The following is a 19,624-nucleotide window of genomic DNA, read 5'->3' on the forward strand; positions in this document are numbered from 1 at the left end:
CGAGCCGAGATCAAGGAAATCCGCGGGGGTAAAGACAGCCCCGCGTCCCTTGCCGATGATGCGGCGTTTGATCTTGTCGATGGCCATAGCCGGCTCCTTTATGTCAGAAAATAGGGCAAGTATTTCTGACAGTCAAGGGGCTGATTGGTGTGTGGTTCGCCACATGGTAATGTAGGCTTGGGGCGCGTGAAAGCTAAACGGCGAGAGGACCGCGATCCGGCGTGTGCGTCGGTCAGGGGGCTGGTAGCTTGAGGTATGTTTCAAACCCTCGGACAAGGCGCGCTTCTGTCCGATGAAATGTAACTTGCCGAGCTTTGTGTTGAGCGTCCCGCTACTTAAGCCCAGTCCGGCAGTGCTGAGGTCAGGGCGAACTGGAGCCGACACCGTAATTCGGCTACGCTCAGGCCGTGCACCGGAATCGTGTCAACTGCAACGATACGTCATGCGTGCATCATTCAATTTGCCTACGGAATGATATTGCCGGAATCGGCGACGGTAGTTTTCCACAGGTTTTTTGCAAGGTATTGATTCAATACAAAAATTGCAGTTCTTTCATCATCGAGTGGGAATAGTGACTTTGNNGCCATTGGCGGGCCGAGCGTGACGATCAAGAGCCACCACAATGTTGGCGGCCTTCCGGAACGCATGAACATGAAACTGGTCGAGCCGCTGCGTGAGTTGTTCAAGGATGAAGTGCGCGCGCTGGGCCGTGAGTTGGGCTTGCCGGAGAGCTTTATCGGGCGGCATCCATTCCCCGGACCGGGTCTCGCGATCCGCATTCCCGGCGAGATCACGCGCGAGAAGGCCGACACGCTGCGCAAGGCGGACGCGATCTATATCGACGAGATCCGCAAGGCGGGACTGTACGACGAAATCTGGCAGGCCTTCAGCGTTTTGCTGCCGGTCAACACGGTCGGCGTGATGGGGGACGAACGCACCTATGAGGCCGTGCTCGCCCTGCGCGCCGTGACCTCAACCGATGGTATGACGGCGGACTATTATCCGTACGAGCACGACTTCCTCGGCCGTGTCGCGACCCGCATCATCAATGAGGTAAAAGGCGTCAACCGCGTCGTCTATGACGTGACCAGCAAGCCGCCCGGCACGATCGAGTGGGAATAGTGACTTTGCCCTGAGTGACGGTTATTCTCGGCCTGTTGTCCTGAGAGTCCATTTCACGCCGCTCTGTACACGCGGCCCAAACTCGGTAGAATCGCCCGTATGACTGATCTGACCGACACGCTGAAACAGCTCTCCGCGCTTGGGCAGGAGACCCGGCTGCTGACGTTCCGGGCCCTGATGGAGGCGGGGCCGGAAGGTTTGCAGGCAGGCGCCATTGCCGAACATCTGGACGTCGCGCCTAACAAGCTGTCGGGACATCTCAACATATTGGTTAATTCCGGGCTGGTCAGCGTCGTGCGTGACGGGCGCCGGATGATCTATACGGCCAGGATTGATGGCGTGAACCAGTTGCTCTCGGTGCTGGTCGACAATTGCTGTCACGGTCATCCAGAAGTGTGTGATCCGCTCGCCAGGAAATCGAAAATAAATTGTTAAATCAATATTCGGCAGAATATTGAAATAAAGTCTGTATCGCGCTAAAGTCTTTCCAAAGTCGCACGGGAGGATGATATGCGAACTGGACTGAGGACGTACGCTATAATCGCTTTGACCGGTATAGGACTGGCGGCCTGCGCGGGCGCGCCGGACTCGGTCCAGGCAGCGGCCGAAACTTCTGCCACAACCGGTGACCTGGAGCTGCGCGCAAGCGGCTCTGGAAACTGGGATATCGACTGTGTCGCGGTCACCGGACGGGGTGAGGCGAATGCTAGCGTGAAGGGGCGAGGGTCAACCAGTACGGACATGTTGTTTGTGCGCGATGTCTCAACCGCCGCCTGCACCTATCAGACCGGGGCCTCGCCGGTCACCTTGAAACTGATGGAGGAAGGCCTGACATGCCCGTTCGGCGCGTTTGAAAGCGGGATTTGCCAGACAATTCTTCCAGCTGAGACCAGCGGAACACTTCAATTCTCGGTCAAATAATGTTTTAGAACCGCAACGTGACTCGGGCGCGAAGCGGGAGAGAATATGCGACGAATTTTGTGGGCCTTCGCGCTGATGGCGCACATATGCTCTGTTGCCGAGGCGGAGGAGGCTTTTCGGCTCAGGGATGCCGTAGACACTCCGGCCTGGCTGACGCTCAAGGGTGAGACCCGCGTCCGCTATGAGACGCTGCAGGGGCAGTTTCGGGCCGGCGGTGAGGGCGGCGACCAATTGCTACTGTTCCGCAGCCTATTGCTGGCTGAAGCAGACACCGGGCCGATCTCTTTCGGGGTCGAGATACAGGACAGCCGGACCTATCTGGCCGATGCCGGCACGCCGCTCTCCAGCAGCATCGCCAATCCGCTGGACCTTCTCCAGTTCTATGCCCGCATCGACGAGTTACCGGGCGTCTTCGGAGAGGGGTCGTCCAGCAAGCTGACCCTTGGGCGGCAAACGGTCTCCATCGGCTCGAAACGCCAGATCGAGCGCGTTGATTTTGCCAATGTCATCAAGAGCTATACCGGCGCGCATTTCGTCTCCACGGCTGAGCGCGGGGACGAACTCCATCTGGTCTATGTCGTGCCGACCGCGCGCTATCCGGATGCGCGGCCTGCGCTGGATGACAATGAACTGTCAGGGGATGAGGAACAGTGGGAGCGGCGCATCTGGGGCGTGCATTATCGCCGCGCGGATATCTTGCCGGCTTTGGCGCCAGGCCTCTGGGGCGAAGTGTTCGCCTACGGACTGGAAGAGCGGGATTCCGGCGACTTCCCGACGCCTGACAGGTCCTATTTCGCGCCGGGCTTTCGTCTGTACCGGAAGCCTGTTTCCGGACAGTGGGACATTGACCTAGAAGGCGCCCTGAGACGCGGCAGCCGCTACGCCTCAAACGATCCAATGGACACGCAAAGCCTTGAGGTGGAGGCCTCCATGCTGTTTGCCGCGGTCGGGTACACATTCGATACGCCATGGCAGCCGCGCTTTGCGTTGGAATATTATCATGCCAGCGGCGACGAAGACCCGTTTGACCTCAATTACGACCAGCATGAGCGCCTGTTCGGGTCCCGGCGGACCGATCTCAACAATACCAGCATTCACGGGCCTCTGACTCCCGCCAATCTGAATGCGCCGGGCTTTCGGGTGGAAGTGAAACCGGGTGCCCGATGGGACGCCCGTTTCTACTATCATGCGGCGCATCTGGCGTCGAAGACTGACAGCTGGGTCATTGCCAAGCTGCGGGATCCGTCCGGCCAATCCGGCGATTTCATCGGACACACGCTGGACGGGCGGGCACGCTACTGGGTGCTGCCGGACAGTCTCCGCCTGGAACTCGGTGCCTCCGCCCTGATGTATGGCGAATTTGCCAAAGACGTACCGGGTGGTCCAGATGGGGACGGGACACTGTTCGGATACGCACAACTTACCTTTACCTTCTAGGGAGCCATCCTGGACCGGTTTGAACGCTATCTCATCGTCCGGGAAGCGCTCCCATCGGGTCAGCATGCATGTAAATGTCTTCGGTATGTTTTTATTCTAGGACTTCAAGCTCGCGGGATGTTTGCGTCTGGCGGGTACCGAGTGTGCAGAAGTTGGTCGCAATACATTCCTCGGTGTGGATTTGCGTCAATTTCGACGGCGGATCGACCCGGTTACGATTCAGACGATGGCGAATTCAAGCGATTGCGGGTCTCGAAATAGGAAATCGTCAGGATGCCATCCAATGGAAGGGGGCAGGCGCCTCCTTCCATTGGATTCCAGCAAGAGGATTGGTTGTTTTTGTTCAGCACTGTCTGGACTAGTAATTATCTTTGTTGTCCAGATCGTCGACCGATCCGTCCTTGTTCGTGTCGAGGGTCGAGAACATGCGCTTGCCGGAGGCGTGGAATTCGTCGAGCGAGAGATTTCCATCTTCGTCTGTGTCAAGCACGGTAAACCGGAAATCTGCCTGGTCGATTTGGCGTTTGCGCTGTGCCTCAAGTTGCTCGAGCAAACGGGTTTCATACTCGGAAACATATTCTTCAGACTGGACATTTCCGTCTCCGTTGGCATCGCGTCTGAGATAGCCGTTCGCGCGCTCTGACATGAATTCGGCTTCGGTGACTTGCCCATCTCCATCGAGGTCATACTTTTGGAAGAATGCATCCTTGCTATGTCCGTCAGCGGAACGACGTGGAGTTTCGGACTCAGGCGTGACTGCGGCCGCGCTTGCAGTCTCGGCTTCAGCCGACGCTTTGGTGTCATGGGTGGCACACGCGGTGAGAGGCGCGAGCGCCAGGGTCAACAAGACCGGGTAAATGGATTTCATGTTTGGGTTTCCGTTCTGGTGGAAGGGTTTTTACCGAGCAACTTCGAAAGTCAGGGAGGTTGTGTAGCTGCGTTCATCAGTCTCTGCGCCTTCTGGCGCGTCAACTGCGTGACGGGTCATGAGGAGGTATTTGCCTGGCTTGTCGAAAGACAGGCTCACGGTTCCGGAGTCATCTGCCTCTACATGGCGTTCGTATTTCGGCGTTTCATAAGTTCCGCCCTGCCGTTTGATTTCCACAGATTGGCCAGCAAGCGGCTGGCCATCGAAGAGGAGCTTGAATTCAAATCCCTCTCCTAGATAAATCTCGTTTGGGTGGGTGACGGGCGTGATGAGCAAGCGGCCGATTGGCAAGTTGACCGCCTCCCACGTGGAAGCTCCTTTCGTCACATAGACGTCAGCAACCGTTTCGGTCTGACTGGTGATGACCTCGGTTGCATTTTGAGGAACTTCCGCATCGGGTCCGAAAACCGCCTGCCATTCACCATCAACAAGGGCCTTCTTGCTTTTTCGACCCAAGCGGACACCGGTGGTAAATCGATAGGTTCCCTCGGTGTCCAGATCACTTTCAAGAACAACCACCTGGCGCAACTGGGTTAGGGTCTTGAAGTCTTCCCGCGAGCCATCCGGAAGAATGACATGATAGTCCTCCGAAAGAACGGCGATCTCTGGCACGAAGGGGTCCTCACTAAAGGATGCCTGCACAGTGACGTGATCGCCTTCCGTCGTGACGAATGCATTGGGATACATAAAAGATGTATGAGCGTAAGCGGCTGCGCAAAGCGTGGTAGCCGATAAGATTCCGGCTGCACCAAATTTCAAAATTGTCATAAAGACCCCTCAGTCACGTTATTGAGAATAATTATCACTTGCATGTACTGAGAATGCGATTTAGTTGCAAGTAGAGATTTTTGGTTTTTGCTGCGGGCGTCGTGCTCAGCGCCTTTTAAGTGCAGTCAGCGCGTCTGCACGCTCAACCCACGGAGATTTCGATGCGAAAGACCTTGTCAGGCATGGCTTTGACATCCGTTCTGGTGACCATGTTACCCGGTGTCGCGACGGCGGATATGTTCAAACGACATCATGATCATGTTCTCGGAACCTCCCTGGATATTGTTGTGAATGCCCCCTCAGAGATAGATGCCAACAAGGCAGAGGAGGCGATTCTCAAGGAGATCGAACGTTTGCGCGGCGTATTCAGCACATATGACAACTCCAGCGAGATATCGCGTCTAAATCGCTCCAGCGACACGACAGTGACTGACGACATGGTTCGTGTACTGGAGCGCTGTGAAGCCTATCGGATGCAAACGTCGAATGCGCTGAGCTGTCGTATTGGCAGCTTGATCGATACATGGGCCGTCGCCGAACGTGAGAACAAGTTGCCAAACCGTCCCGCCATGCGAATAACTGCTGGAGAGATACGGCGCGCCAGTGTTGAAATTGATGCAGGGAAGGGAACCGTCAACCGACCGGATGAGGTGATTTTCGCTACCGATTCTTTGGCAAAGGGGTATATTCTGGACACGGCCGTCGAGGCGGCCATTGCCGCGTCCCCAAAGGTCTCAGGACTGTTGATGAACATTGGGGGTGACATACGGACCTGGGGCGCAGGCCCTCAAGACGGACAATGGGCCGTCGCGATCACCCGCGGCTCTGAGCTTGGAGAAGGCGGATCAGCGTTAGAAGGCCGTGTGCAGATAAATGAAGGGGCGGTCGCAACAAGCGGTTCGGGACCTCGTGATCGTTTGGTTGGGGGGCAGCCCTATAGCCATGTCATATCCCCCGCAGATGGCTGGCCAGTCTTTCACGCTCTCACGGCGACGGTCTATGCGTCAGATGCCATCACCGCAGACGCACTTGCAACGGCACTCCTGGTGATGGACCTCAAGAGAGGATTGAATCTCGTGGAGAGTCTGCCGGGCGTAGAAGCGGAGATCGTGACGGAGGATGAAAGACATCATCAGACTTCAGGTTGGGGTGGCTTGAAGCCTGAGGGGAAGGCGACCAGCGAGATAGAGGCAAGCTGGACGACGGGCTATGAATTTTCCATTGAGTTCGAGATTCCCGATCAAGATATTGCAGACTATGAGCGCCCCTATGTGGCGGTATGGATTGCAGACAAAGACAGAAATTTGGTGCGGATTCTCATGCTTGCCGGTCAACAAGCGCGCTGGATGGAGGAGAACTATTACTGGCACCGACGATTTGGCCGAAAGGCCGGGAGCCTTGTCGATGCGATCTCAGGTCCAACCCGGCGCCCCGGACAATACAAACTTGTATGGGATGGCCGGACAGATGATGGCCACACAGTTGGTCCAGGCGAGTACATCTTGCATCTTGAAGCTGCTCGCGAACATGGCGAGCATCAGCATGAGAGCGTTACTTTCACCCTTTCTGCTGATGCGTTCAATCACGAGATTGAGCCTGGGAATGAGCTTGGACACGTTTCGGTTCGGTTTGGCTCGACGTACTGATTTTCAAGTTGTTCCCTCGGAATATCCTCAAGACCCCTCAATCTCGACAGTAAAGCTGTGGCTGATGCCAGTTGGCGGAGCGGGAAATGGCGATGCTTTCTTCACAAAGATCAAGGCCTGACGATCAAACCTGGATGAGCCAGAGCTTTGGGAGACTTCAATGTGTTTGATCGTACCACGAGGGGAAACCGTGAATCGAATATGAGCGGATCCGGGACCGGAAGCGCGCGGTCTACGCAGTTGGGACAAGTGTCTCATCACCTCTCCCGAATAGTTCGAATGCTCCGAATTTCCTGCTGCTGGGGACTTTGCGCTTGCAGCAGAGTCGCCGCCAGATTCCTTGGTAGCTGGACTATTCGCATTGACAGACGTTTTGGCTTTTCGGTGTGAGTTGTTGCCAGCTGGCTTGTACTCGGCGGGTTCTGTCTGGGGTGCCGCTGAGGTCGCAGAGGAAACTGCCGTGGTTGGCGCTGTCTGAGCTGCCGGCTTGATTTGACGGTCTACAACGGCCGGCTCGTCAGTGTTTTCTTCAGGCAAAAGCGGGTCAGCGTCTGCAACGAGAGTTTCGGATTTGGGCTCATCCGGAGCTGTCTTCTCGACTTTGGGGGCTGCCTCCGGTGATTGAGGTGACGGTGAGGAGCGGGTGGCGGGCGGCTGTTCTGATTGTGCTGGGCTTGGTTCAGGTTCGTCCGATGGCGGGGCTTCGTGCTGGAAAGCATTTGTCGACGAGGCCATTGTTCCAAACTGCACGCCGAAGCTGTTTCCTGCCACCAATGTCGGCGGAGCGTGAGGGACTGTATACGCCAACACACTCAAGTGGGCCGCTGCCGCTGCTGACAGCGCAATCGAGAATTTGACCACATTCGCTTTCGTCATCCTGTGGTGTCCTCCGTCACGACAATGATGTTGGTCCTACCGCTCGCTCGAAGCTCTTTCACCAGCTTGAGGAGTTGCACCGCTGGCAGTTCGCGATCGGGAAGAAGGCGTAGGGAAGACGTATCTGCCGCCGGGCTGTCGAGAACACTCTCCAGGCTGACCGGAGTGCCTCCCCGGCGTAGTTGACCGGTCTTGTCGATCGACACCGCGTCTGGAGGGACGCAGCATTCGAGATCTTGGGTCTGAACAAATCTTACAGATGGATCAGGTGGGGAGGCGAGCGTTCCTGCAATCATGAAGAAGATCAGGATCAGGAATACGATGTTGATCAGTGAGATCACGGGATCGCGGCGGGTTTGCAGTTTGCTACGCTTCATGTCGGCTCCACCACGAGCACCTCAATCCAGGGCGTACGTTTCAGTTCAGCGAGGACATCAATCAGTGTTTGCGTGGTAACATCGTCTGTTAACTTCACCGCCACTGTCGGTACGCTTTCATCATTTTCATGTATTTCGAGCTTGTAAGCGAGATGACTCAGCGGGACCGCCTTTCCGTCCAGCAGAAGGGTATCAGCTCCAATGGTTAGTATAAGGATGGGGTTGTCGGAGGTCTTACCGGCGGCTGCAGTGGTTGAGGCTATCTCGACCTCGGAAAACTTTGAGAAACTAGAAGCCAGCATAAAGAAAAGCAGCAGCAGAAAGATCACGTCGATAAGGGACGTGATCGACGCGCGACGGCGTGGGCGGGTGCGCTTAAGTGCCATATCCAGCAGCAACTATTTCTCTGGCTGACGTCGCGCGCGTTTCCGGTGTAACGAGGACTGTGAATGCATGCTCGGCGAAAGCGCGTTCGCGGTCAGTCTGAGCTTCAAACCAGGACAGCGCAATGGATGTAGGCATGGCGACGGAGAGGCCTGCGGCGGTGGTCAGCAGGGCGACCCAGATACCGCCAGCAAGGGCTGCCGGATCTACCTGTGATCCCGCAGATTGCAGGGCCTGGAACGCCTCAATCATCCCCAGCACCGTTCCGAGAAGCCCTAGCAGGGGGGCCAATTGAGCAATCGTATCAAGGACGCGAAAGCCACCTTCATAGGGTTGCAACGCGAGGTCGGCTTCGGCTTCGAGTCGGGCAACAAGGCCTTCTCGCCCGCGTAGCGGCAAAGCGGACAGAAGAATGTTCGCCAGCCAATGTTTCGATGCGCGGAGCTGATCCGATGCATCTTGCTCATCGCCAGCGTCCAGAGCGCGGATGGCAGATTTGAGCGGCTTCAGGCGTCCGATCTGATCCGACCGAAATTGCCAGTATTTGAAGCCTGTCAGGGCGAGCGTGAAAATGGATGCAAGCAGAAGGATGGTAAGGATGGGACCGCCGACATCATATAAGTTTTGAAACATTGTGAGCATGCGGGTTTCCAATCAGATTTCGCTTTGAAACTCAGTTCGCTGCGGGAATGTTTGGAGAATTGTTACGAGCACCATGCAGCTGTTGGCAGCCGCGCATGGTGCTCGCATCGGTGGGGTACTGTCTAAAAGGCTTTCGACACCGTGAACTTGATGTTCCGCCCAGCCGCCGGACGCGTAGAAAGGAGCGGCGTGTAATTATGATCGAACAGGTTTTCAAACCCGAAGCGGAAGGATGTGTCCTTCAGGACACCTTCCTGCGGAGTGATCGTTGCGCGCAAATTGACAGTGGCAAAGCCCGGGGTCGTCGTGCCATTGCGGTCTGCTTCATCTGCCAGCACGAACTCGCTGGACAGATCGGCCAATCTCGATAAGCGCTTGCCGAGCGTGAGGCGCAGCGTGTTGGCTGGAGCATTCGTCCAATCCGCGACGGTGCTGTCTGTGCGGGTCTGTTCTGCATCAACGATATTGGCGTTGAGGTCAGCATAGTAGCCGTCGCGGCGGGCGTACGATCCTTCAAGCTCCAGCCCCTGGATTTCGATCGAGTCCACACCTGAGTAAGACGTGTTATCTTCCTGATCCGTGTGATAATAATTGGCCTTCATGGAAAGCGTATCATCCTGTCCAAGGACACCGATAAGGTCGTAGGATGCGCCGAACTCATAAGTCTTCCCGATCTCTGGCTGGCTCATATAGACCTCGTTCTCGAGGTCATCGAGAATGGGGAGGCTTTCCGTGTAAGCATAGCTTCCGAAGAGGGCAACGCCATTGTCAAACTGATAACGGAGCGATGCCCCGCCCATGAGCGCGTCATTGTCATAGCTCGCAGCGCTGCCATCATCGAGGGTCCCCTCGACTTCTGAGCTTTCAAACCGAAGGGCTGGTGCGAATGTCCATCCATCCAGAAAGTCGATCTGGTCGACTACGAACAGGGCGATGCGATTGTCTTCACCGCCTGGGGCCGAATTTGCATCAAGACGTTCTTTCTGGATGAACTCGATGCCCGTGCGCAAATCATGCACCAGAGCGCCTGTTTCAATATAGGCTGTGTTCTTCACGGTGAACTTCGTTGTCTCGTAGCGATGGTCGGCATCGACCGTGGCGAAGCATCCGAACGGGCCACTGCCGACAATACATTCCTGATCAATTTCCTGATTGGCGTAGGAATACACCGCATCAAGGTTCACCAAATCATTCGTGATAGGATTGAAATTGTAGGCAAGCGATATCGTTTCGGACTTGGTGTCACGATCCACATTTCCAAATGCGCCGCCGGTCGTACCGAAGGAGTCGTATGGTTTGTCCCGTTCGGTTGTCTCAGAATTGGTATAGCTGGCGCGCATGCTGTGGTCCCCGACCGTATAGCGGGCCTTCAGCAGATAGGAGGGCAGTTCAAATTCGCTGTTCTCAATGACATTGTCATTACCATCTTCCTGATTGTGTTGCTCGCGCCAGGAATAGTTCGCAAGGAGCTCAAGGTTTTCCGTGGGTTGGACTGCGAGCGTGCTGGAGGAGTTGAATCCGTCCATATTGGTTGCGCCGCCGAGGGTTTGACGGAAGGCGAGCCCCGTTTCGCCGCCCGTGAGGTCTGACGCATCGATCGTCTCAAGGCGCACAACCCCACCGATAATACCAGATCCGTACTCAAAGCTTCCGACAGTCCCGCGGATCACTTCGACGCTCTTGTAGAGATACGGATCGGTATAAAGCTGGGTGCCAATACGATAGAGTTCTTCCGAGCCCACGCTCGCGCCATCGACCTGAATTGCTACTTTCTGGTCAGTTCCGTAAGTGCCGTTGGCGCCAAAGCCACGAATATTGATCCCGGATCCGATCGGGGTGGAGCCGTTTACGAGGGAGACGCCAGGAACGGAGTCAATCAATTCCGCAACAGTGCCAGCTTGGCGGTCTTCTATTTCTTCCTGATCGACGACCGTGACTGGTGTGGCGGTGTCGGTCTGGACTTCCCTTTTACTCTCGCCGAGCGTCAGCGTGCCGAGGAACTCCTCACTGTCAGTGTTCGCGTCTTCCTGCGCGGAGGCTGGTGCCTGAAGCATAATGATCGATACGATCGCTGTGGCCCCGAACAGGGCGGTTTTACGGTTTACGATGTGGTTCATGGACCCCTCCAGATAATGCGTTAATGCAACTCAGTCGCAATGTGGGGTCGGGATAGCGCGTGGCAATCTGTTTTGCAAATGAAAATTATTCGCAAAATGAGTCTTTTAGATCATCATCTGCCAATTCGGGGTGTCGGCCTATCTGCCTGGAGGCAGATATTCACTCATATGCCGGCCATCTGGCGGCAACCCTGCCAGTCAATGAGGGATTGGGGCTGACATGTTGCGAATTGGAGTGGAGAGCTAACTTTCGAATACCGTTATGCAAGTGGGCTAGCGCTTGAGAGATTTCAGCACGTCGAATGGGCTGCTCGGGGGTGCTTCAGCTGTCGGCTCGAGCGCTTTTCGAGGTTGCGCCTTGGGCGCCGGTTTGGGACGCGTGCCCGCTTGCGAGTCGGCGGACGACTTCATGCTCAGGCTGATCCGCTTCTGGTCTATATCCACTTCCAGCACGCGAACGCGCACAATGTCGCCAGCTTTGACCACGTCGCGCGGTGACTCCACGAAGCGGTCTGCCAGTTGAGATATGTGAACGAGGCCATCCTGATGAACGCCAATATCTACAAAGGCGCCAAAGGCGGTGACGTTTGTCACCACGCCTTCCAGATTCATGCCGGGATTGAGGTCGACGATTTCGTTGACGCCTTCCTGGAAGCTCGCGGTCTGGAAGTCAGGTCTTGGATCGCGGCCTGGCTTTTCCAGTTCGGCGATAATGTCCCGGATTGTAGGAACACCAAATGTCGCATCAGCGAAGTCAGCTGGGTTGAGTTGTGACAGGACTGCCTTGTTGCCGATCAGGGACTTCACTGATTGTTTCGTTGCCTTGGCGATGCGTTCGACAATTGGGTAGGACTCCGGGTGTACGGCGGATCCATCCAGCGGGTCCTTGCCTCCAACGATGCGCAGGAATCCAGCCGATTGCTCGAAACTCTTTGCGCCCATGCGCGGGACTTTCTTCAACTGTTTGCGTGTCAAGAACGGTCCATTCTGGTCGCGGAAAGCGACGATGTTGCTGGCCAGCGTCGTGTTAAGTCCGGAGACATGCGTGAGGAGGGGAGCGGAGGCTGTGTTGACGTCGACGCCAACCGCATTCACGCAGTCTTCCACAACCGCGTCGAGCGAGCGGGCGAGTGCAGCCTGATCGACATCATGCTGGTACTGGCCGACGCCAATCGCTTTCGGTTCGATTTTGACCAGTTCGGCCAGCGGGTCCTGAAGGCGCCGTGCAATGGAAATTGCCCCACGCAAGCTGACATCCAGATTCGGAAACTCGTCAGCAGCTAGCTGTGAGGCCGAATAGACGGAGGCGCCAGCTTCCGACACCATGATGCTGGCCAGTTTCAGCTCCGGTGCTGCCTTACCCAACTCAGCAACCAGAGCGTCCGTTTCCCGGCCGGCTGTGCCATTGCCAACGCCGACAAGATCCACGCCGTGCTTGGCGGCAAGTCGCGTTATGATGGTCAGTGCGCCCGCGCGATCATTGCGCGGCGCATGAGGATAAATGGTGGCGGTATCGAGCAATTTGCCAGTCGCATCGACTACGGCAATCTTGCACCCGGTTCGGATGCCGGGATCAATGCCCATGACCGTTTTCTTTCCGGCCGGCGCGGCGAGAAGCAAATCCTTGAGATTGTTGGAGAATACTTGGATCGCTTCTGCCTCGGCACGCTCCTTCAAACGGGCCAGCGAGTCAGAGGCACCGGATTTGGCAAGCTTGGTCGACCAAGCCTTTTCGGCGGTTTCCCGCATCCAGCGATCACCGATGCTACCCGATGCGTTAATGCCAAATTCCTGACAGATTCGAGCGATTGCCTGACGCGGCGTATCAGCCTTGCGTGTCTGGATTCCGACCCCGACTTTCAGTACGCCTTCTTTCTCTCCGCGCAACATTGCGAGAGCGCGGTGGGACGGCATTTTCTCGAGCGGTTCAGCGAAGTCCGCATAATCCCGAAATTTGTCAGCCTGTTTGCCTTTGACCAGCCGTGAACTCAATTCACCCGCCTCCCAGACCTTTTCCCGGACGTGGCGGACGATGGATGGAGTTTCGACCATTCGTTCGATCAGAATGTCTCGGGCACCTTCGAGAGCTGCCGATACCGTTTCCACATCCTTGGTACTATCAACATAGGCAACAGCCAGTTTTTCAGGATCGCCTGCACATTTCAGGAGTGTTTCGGCCAAAGGCTCGAGCCCCTGTTCACGTGCAATTGTCGCCCGCGTTCGACGTCTCGGCTTGTATGGTCGGTACAGGTCTTCCAACTCAACCTTGGTTTCAGCATTCCAGATCGCACGCTCAAGCGGGCGCGTGAGTTTTTGCTGCTCACCAATGGACGACAGGATTGTTTCACGCCTTGCTTGTAGCTCTGTCAGATAGGTGTAGCGCTCTGCCAATTGCCGCAATTGAGTGTCGTCCAGGCCGCCCGTACGTTCCTTCCGATAGCGTGCGATGAAAGGTATGGTCGCGCCCTCTTCAATGAGCCCAATCGTCGCCGCAACCTGCGCTTCGCGAACGCTGAGATCGTGGGCAATTATTTGAGCGATGGAAAAGGAAGCGGCGGATTCAGACAGCTTGACTGCAGGCATGAACACTTGGGCCTTCGTAATTAAGACAGTTCCAGAAAAAGAGGTGGTAAGCCGAAGCGATACCGCTGCCTTGCATCTTGGAGATCAAGGTTAACCAAATGTTGCGAAGAGCGGAATGGGATGTCATTCGCGCCATCTTTCGCAGCGCTCAAGTCTTGCTCTAAAATTTGCCAAACCCGGCCTTGTTCAGGCCGGGTTCGTATGGGGGGGCAAGTTCCGCGACGATGGTCGCCATAAGTGCCGTAAATCTCAGGATATCCGGCTTGACGTCATATGAGGCCAGCCATCGCCGCGACAATTTCGGGATGGACAATGTCACCATGGGCTACATTGATGCCGGCATGCAGATGTGGATCGGTCTTCACGGCTTGTTCGGTGCCCAAATCGGCCAGCGCCATCGCATAGGGCAGGGTGGCGTTTGACAGGGCGATTGTGGATGTTCGGGCAACTGCTGCTGGCATATTGGTAACGCAATAGTGGCAGACACCATCAACATTGTAGACGGGTTCGTCATGTGTGGTCGGACGGCTGGTTTCGAAACAGCCGCCTTGATCAATGGCGATATCCACAACCACTGATCCGGGCTTCATCATCGAGATTTGTTCGGCTGAAACGACCTTTGGCGCAGCCGACCCGGGAAGCAGGACAGCCCCGACCACCAAATCAGCGGTCAGAAGTGAAGCTTCGATCGCAGCCGATGTGGAGTAAAGACAGCGGGCGCGACCCGCGAAGAATGCGTCCAGTTCCCGAAGACGATCAAGTGAGCGATCGAGGATGGTGACATTTGCTCCCAGCCCGACGGCCATTTCCGCCGCATTCCGTCCTGCGACGCCACCTCCGATGACGAGTACCTTGCCTGGAGCGACGCCGGTAACGCCACCCAATAGTGTTCCCGAGCCACCTTGAGCTATTTCAAGATACTTGGCGCCAGCCTGAACTGACAAGCGTCCGGCCACTTCACTCATTGGGGTAAGCAAAGGCAAGCGTCCAAACCGGTCGGTTACTGTTTCATAGGCAATGCAGGTAGCGCCCGACTTCAAAAGTCCGCGGGTCTGTTCAGGGTCTGGTGCCAGATGAAGATAGGTGAACAGCGTGTGTCGTGGTTGCAGGCGCGCGATCTCAACTGGTTGAGGTTCTTTCACCTTGATGATCATATCGGAAGAGTCGAACAATTCGTCCGCGTTCGTGGAAATTGTGCAGCCTGCCGATTCATACAGTTCGTCAGAAAATCCAACCATTTCGCCCGCGCCGGTTTCGACGAATACAGAGTGACCCGACCGTACGAGTTCCTGGGCGCCTTGTGGCGTCAGGCCCACGCGATATTCACGGTTCTTGAGTTCTTTTGGGGTGCCAATACGCAAGTCAACAATCCTTTGAAATGTGGGTCCGATATATGAAGGAGGGTCTAGAAGTTCGCGACCAGATTTACGCGAAGTCGCTGTTGCCAGTCGTCGGTGGCGAACGGGATGAGGATTTCATCCTTGAGCCGATACGCATACAGGCTCGTATTCATCTGGAGGTGCTCGCTGAGTGCGTAGGAGAACGAGTATGTGTGCTGAAGATAGTTGCTGGCATATGGTATGTTATCTTGCGCAAAGGCCGCGAATACCGAGTCGGCTTCTGCGACATGATAGCCATATCCGAAACTATAGGTTCCTGGCGCGCTCGCCTGTCCAAGCGATGCGGAGACTGAATAGCCTGTATCATAATCGTCCGCACCGAGATTTCGAACATATTCAGCCTTGATTTCCAGTGGCCAGCGATCTCCAAAGCCGGAAAAGGACGCTTCCGTCATGATATTGAGAAGATCAAAATCGGACAGATAAGCGCCTGAACCATCAAGCAAGTTGGTGCGTGTATCACCGGAGTCTGCTGTGCCAACCGCCTCGATTTCATAGTCGTAGTATCCGGCAGCAAATCCGAACTCCCACGCTTCGCTGGCTTTTTGATCGAGGGTGAGCTGAAATCCGGATGCTGTGCTGTCTTGGGCGGCGGTCGAACGCTCAATCGGGAAAAACAGCGCGCTACCCCCGATACGAGTCGAACCATTGTCGAGAGCCGCGTAGCGGGCTGCCAAGCCTTGCGGGTTCACATCGCCATCCCAGACGAGATCCGTGCGCCGGAATGGGTTCGCAAATTTTCCGCCCAGCACGGACAATTTGCCGAACGTCTTGATGCCGTAAACTTGGTCCAGGCTTACCTGAAGATCGTCATTGAAGTTGGAGAGCGAAACGTCGGCTGAATTTGGATCGTCAGGATCTCCAGTGACGAGCCTGGCACCAAGTTCGAGAGTAGGTGACGCGGCATATGTGGCCGCGATACGCCCACGCACGACGCCGCGCGCATCATCGCGTTCGTCGCCATCAGACGAGTTATGCTCATATCTGAGGCGCATATCGCCACTTATGTTGAGATTCCCAGTCGGGGCGGCAGGACGCGTATCTGCGACCGTGGCTTCTGCCACGTCAACGGGGGACGTGTCCCGGTCGCTTGTTGCAAGCTTGGCTGGCACATTTGTCGCGTCTTTCAGCATCCGCTCAAGGCGCGCCAGTCGTTCGTCCTGTAAGCGTAGTTTTTCCTGCAGCTCGGCGATGAGAGCTGCTGGATTATCCGTTGCGGCGTCCTGGGCCAGTGCGGCCATTGGCACCGTCGCAGAAGCGATAGCTATGATAGCGCTGGCTTTCAGGAGGTGAAATTTTGTCGAAACCGTATTCGGGTAGAACATCAGATTCCCCCCATCGCGATATACTTCACATTCAGATAGTCATCGAGGCCGTAGCGAGACCCCTCGCGCCCGATGCCGGATTCCTTGACGCCTCCGAAAGGTGTTGCCTCTCCTGAGATCGCAATATCGTTCAATCCAACCATGCCGACTTCCAATTGCTCAGCGACACGCCAGGCGCGCGAAAGCTTTCGGGTCCAGAAATATGCGGCGAGCCCATAAGGCGTATCATTGGCCAATGCGATGGCGTCTTCGTCGTTTTCGAAAACGAGAACCGGCGCAACTGGGCCAAAAATCTCAGTGTGTGCGATGTCCATATCCGTTGTGACATCGCACAGGATGGTAGGCGGCATGAAATTTCCGACGTCTGAGGAGTGACGAGACGCGGACACTGTCGCGCCCTTTTCGACAGCGTCTGCTATCAGAGCCTGAACCTTGTTCTTAGCGGCGGTGTTGATCATTGGCCCCATGTCAGAAGATGGATCGAGTCCGTCCCCAACATTCATGGCCTCTGCCGCTGCCACGAATTTATCAAGAAATGCGTCCTTGATGGACGTATGTAGTAAAATGCGATTGGCGCAGATGCATGTTTGTCCAGCATTGCGAAACTTTGCGACCAGCGCGCCTGCAACGGCTGCATCGATGTCTGCATCATCGAACACGAGGAGGGGCGCGTTCCCACCCAGTTCGAGTGACATGCGTTTTACGCTGTCGGCGCTTTGCTGCATCAGTAGTTTTCCAACGCGCGTAGATCCGGTGAAGGAGATCTTGCGAACGAGTGGATGGCTGGTCAGTGTCTGGGCAACGGGCGCTGGATCTTTCGAAGTGATGACCTGGAAAACGCCGGCTGGGAAACCGGCATCCTCTGCCAGGCATTCCAGTGCCAGCGCTGACAAGGGCGTTTCATCGGATGGCTTCAGGATGATCACGCACCCGGCGGCCAGTGCAGGCGCAGCCTTGCGGGTTATCATGCCGCTCGGAAAGTTCCAGGGCGTAATGGCGCCGACAATTCCCACGGGCTGCTTGATGACGAGCTGTCGCCGGGAGGACGCGCTGGTCGGTATCACATCACCGTAAGCGCGTTTGGCCTCTTCAGCGAACCATTCAATATAGCTGGCATTAAACGTCACTTCCCGGCGGGCTTCTGCCAAAGGCTTGCCCTGTTCGAGTGTCAGTATTTCGCCAAGTTCTTTTTCTGATGCGAGAATAAGGTCATGCCACCGCCGTAGTATCGCTCCGCGTTCTCCCGCCGTCAGCCCGGCCCATGCAACCTGTGCATCATTTGCCAGCGCAATCGCTTTTTCCGTTTCCGGCGCGCCAAGATCCGGCACTTTTGCCACAATGGATCCGTCTGCGGGATTGGTCACGGTAAATGATTTTTCCACAGACGATGCGGCTATGCGCTCCTTCAACCGGTGCAGCAGAGCATTCGACGTCGCTACGGAGTCCGCAGTCGAGACTTGCATGACGGACATGTCATGCGACTCCCAAGCAGGCAGCCGTTTCCGAAAGGCCGGCAGACGCGATGTCGATCAGTTCGTCTATTTCCGCATGCGTGATAGTAAGCGGAGGGCAGATCACCATTGCCTGTCCGACGGCACGCATGATCAGGCCTTTATCGAGGCATATGTCACGACAGATATTCGCCGCATTGTCTTCAGCCGTGAAGTGTTCGCATGCTTCCCGTGACTTGATGAGCTGAAGACCGGCAATCAGGCCAGCTCCGCGTACTTCACCAATGATTGCATGTTCATTAAATAGCTGCTGGAGCCGTGCGTGCAGATAGGGGCCGACATCATTCTTTACGCGATCCACCAAGCCTTCGCGTTCGATAATGTTGATATTGGCATTCGCAACCGCGCAAGCGACGGGGTGCCCGGAATAGGTGTAGCCATGAGAGATGGGACCACCTTCATTGATGGTCTCAAATATCTCATCGCTGAAAGCCACCGCAGAAATCGGCAGATAGCCGGATGACATGCCTTTGGCCATCGGCATGATGTCAGGCTGGACACCATAGTGCTGGCATCCAAACCATTCCCCCAGACGTCCAAAACCACAGATGACCTCGTCTGATACCAGAAGGATATCATGCTTGCGGCAGATCTTCTGAATCTCGGGCCAGTAATTGGGAGGTGGGTCGATGACGCCACCAGCGCCCTGAATTGGTTCGCCGATGAATGCGGCGATATTGTCTGCTCCAACTTCGAGAATTTTTTCTTCCAGTGCATGTGCTGCCCGGAGACCGAACTCCTCGGGGCTCATATTCCCTCCGTGAGCGTACCAGTGGGGTTCCATGATGTGCTCGAAGCCAGGAAGCATGGATGATCCCATATCATGCATGTGCTTCATGCCGCCGAGGCTGGTCGCGGCAAGCGTGCTGCCATGATATCCGAGATGACGGCCAATGAACTTGTGTTTCTTTGGCTTGCCGCGGACGTGCCAATAATGGCGTGCCATGCGGATTACGGTGTCATTCGCCTCGGATCCGGAATTGGCGAAAAAGAAATGGTTGAGGTTCCCCGGTGCGATCTCTGACAGTTTTTGCGCAAGTTCGATCTGGCTAGGCGTCGAGCTTTGAAAGAACGAATTGTAGAATGGCAATTGCTCCATCTGCGCGGTCGCAACATCAACCAGTTCCTGGCGACCATACCCGACATTCACACACCAAAGGCCAGCCATCCCATCTAGGATCTTGTTGTTGTCGCTGTCATAAACATAACAGCCGTCTGCGCTCGTTATGACGCGCACGCCACGTTCTGCGAGTGTTTTTGGATCGCAGAACGGGTGTATGTGGTGAGAGGCGTCCATGGCCTGCCACTGGGCTGTATTCCGATGCGCGATCGCCATTGTGCGTCCCTTTCAATTGTTTGAACCCATGTTGGGCTCAGGCGGCGGAAGGGAAAAGATGACTAAACCGATTGGAGTGGTGCGGTTTCAGCACCGATGGTGCATGACCAATGCGATGTGACTATTTTTGCCAAAGACTGCGCATGTGCCGCGCGATTTCCTGATCCTGAACGTTGCTGTGAGTTTCGAGGGCGTCGAAAACCCGCTTCTGATCCGCAAGCCGATGGGTCTGACTCAACTTTGTCACCACA

16 protein-coding genes and 1 pseudogene are annotated in these 19,624 nt (G+C 55.8%); 5 read left to right on the forward strand and 12 right to left on the reverse strand.

Features of this window, described 5'->3' with window-relative positions; genetic code table 11:
* Positions 1-588 precede the first annotated feature (588 nt).
* From B4F73_RS11070 to B4F73_RS11085, 4 genes and pseudogenes are all read left to right on the forward strand, one after another.
* Positions 589-1,122 (forward strand): annotated as a pseudogene (locus B4F73_RS11070) (GMP synthase (glutamine-hydrolyzing)); the annotation flags it as partial.
* 99 nt (positions 1,123-1,221) lie between these two features.
* Entirely contained in the window at positions 1,222-1,557 is a 336-nt protein-coding gene (locus tag B4F73_RS11075) for an ArsR/SmtB family transcription factor (RefSeq protein WP_290479522.1), read from the forward strand.
* 75 nt (positions 1,558-1,632) lie between these two features.
* Entirely contained in the window at positions 1,633-2,043 is a 411-nt protein-coding gene (locus B4F73_RS11080; protein ID WP_290483274.1) for a hypothetical protein, read from the forward strand.
* A gap of 45 nt (positions 2,044-2,088) precedes the next feature.
* Positions 2,089-3,480, forward strand: a complete 1,392-nt coding sequence (locus tag B4F73_RS11085; protein WP_290483275.1) for an alginate export family protein — start codon at positions 2,089-2,091, stop codon at positions 3,478-3,480.
* Between the two features lie 358 nt (positions 3,481-3,838).
* Here B4F73_RS11085 and B4F73_RS11090 read toward each other — a convergent pair whose 3' ends face one another.
* Positions 3,839-4,348: an EF-hand domain-containing protein gene (locus B4F73_RS11090; protein ID WP_290479519.1), complete on the reverse strand. Its 510-nt coding sequence runs from the start codon at positions 4,346-4,348 to the stop codon at positions 3,839-3,841.
* 30 nt (positions 4,349-4,378) lie between these two features.
* Complete coding sequence (locus B4F73_RS11095; RefSeq protein WP_290481648.1) at positions 4,379-5,176, reverse strand: DUF4198 domain-containing protein; 798 nt, start codon at positions 5,174-5,176, stop codon at positions 4,379-4,381.
* A 182-nt stretch (positions 5,177-5,358) separates the two neighbouring features.
* Here B4F73_RS11095 and B4F73_RS11100 point away from each other — a divergent pair, with 182 nt between their 5' ends.
* Positions 5,359-6,822 carry a DUF2271 domain-containing protein gene (locus tag B4F73_RS11100; protein WP_290483276.1) on the forward strand — a complete coding sequence of 488 codons (1,464 nt, stop codon included), beginning with the start codon at positions 5,359-5,361 and terminating at the stop codon, positions 6,820-6,822.
* A 27-nt stretch (positions 6,823-6,849) separates the two neighbouring features.
* Here the strand turns inward: B4F73_RS11100 and B4F73_RS16840 are convergent, their stop codons facing one another.
* The 10 genes from B4F73_RS16840 to B4F73_RS11145 form a co-directional block, all read right to left on the reverse strand.
* Complete coding sequence (locus B4F73_RS16840; RefSeq protein WP_414651870.1) at positions 6,850-7,698, reverse strand: cell envelope integrity protein TolA; 849 nt, start codon at positions 7,696-7,698, stop codon at positions 6,850-6,852.
* Positions 7,695-8,075 carry an ExbD/TolR family protein gene (locus B4F73_RS11105; RefSeq protein ID WP_290479516.1) on the reverse strand — a complete coding sequence of 127 codons (381 nt, stop codon included), beginning with the start codon at positions 8,073-8,075 and terminating at the stop codon, positions 7,695-7,697. Before B4F73_RS11105 ends, B4F73_RS16840 begins: the two co-directional genes overlap by 4 nt.
* Entirely contained in the window at positions 8,072-8,473 is a 402-nt protein-coding gene (locus B4F73_RS11110; protein WP_290481650.1) for an ExbD/TolR family protein, read from the reverse strand. Before B4F73_RS11110 ends, B4F73_RS11105 begins: the two co-directional genes overlap by 4 nt.
* Complete coding sequence (locus B4F73_RS11115) at positions 8,451-9,101, reverse strand: MotA/TolQ/ExbB proton channel family protein (RefSeq protein WP_290483277.1); 651 nt, start codon at positions 9,099-9,101, stop codon at positions 8,451-8,453. The genes B4F73_RS11110 and B4F73_RS11115 overlap by 23 nt, the downstream gene beginning before the upstream one ends.
* A 122-nt stretch (positions 9,102-9,223) precedes the next feature.
* Positions 9,224-11,218 (reverse strand): TonB-dependent receptor domain-containing protein, encoded by a 1,995-nt coding sequence (locus B4F73_RS11120; RefSeq protein ID WP_290479513.1) that lies wholly within the window; start codon positions 11,216-11,218, stop codon positions 9,224-9,226.
* A gap of 273 nt (positions 11,219-11,491) precedes the next feature.
* Positions 11,492-13,801, reverse strand: a complete 2,310-nt coding sequence (locus tag B4F73_RS11125; protein WP_290483278.1) for a Tex family protein — start codon at positions 13,799-13,801, stop codon at positions 11,492-11,494.
* 269 nt (positions 13,802-14,070) lie between these two features.
* Positions 14,071-15,162, reverse strand: coding sequence for an alanine dehydrogenase (gene ald / locus B4F73_RS11130; RefSeq protein ID WP_206990570.1), 1,092 nt, complete (start codon positions 15,160-15,162; stop codon positions 14,071-14,073).
* A gap of 44 nt (positions 15,163-15,206) precedes the next feature.
* The gene (locus B4F73_RS11135) at positions 15,207-16,526 is read right to left on the reverse strand and encodes a putative porin (RefSeq protein ID WP_290483279.1); all 1,320 of its coding nucleotides are present in this window, start codon (positions 16,524-16,526) and stop codon (positions 15,207-15,209) included.
* On the reverse strand, positions 16,526-17,998 hold the full coding sequence (locus B4F73_RS11140; protein WP_290483280.1) for an NAD-dependent succinate-semialdehyde dehydrogenase: 1,473 nt from the start codon (positions 17,996-17,998) through the stop codon (positions 16,526-16,528). Before B4F73_RS11140 ends, B4F73_RS11135 begins: the two co-directional genes overlap by 1 nt.
* Before the next feature lies 1 nt (position 17,999).
* Entirely contained in the window at positions 18,000-19,373 is a 1,374-nt protein-coding gene (locus tag B4F73_RS11145; protein WP_290483281.1) for an aspartate aminotransferase family protein, read from the reverse strand.
* Positions 19,374-19,624: the final 251 nt, after the last annotated feature.

The sequence above is a fragment of the Hyphomonas sp. UBA3601 genome (genome assembly GCF_002375605.1).
Taxonomy (GTDB): domain Bacteria; phylum Pseudomonadota; class Alphaproteobacteria; order Caulobacterales; family Hyphomonadaceae; genus Hyphomonas.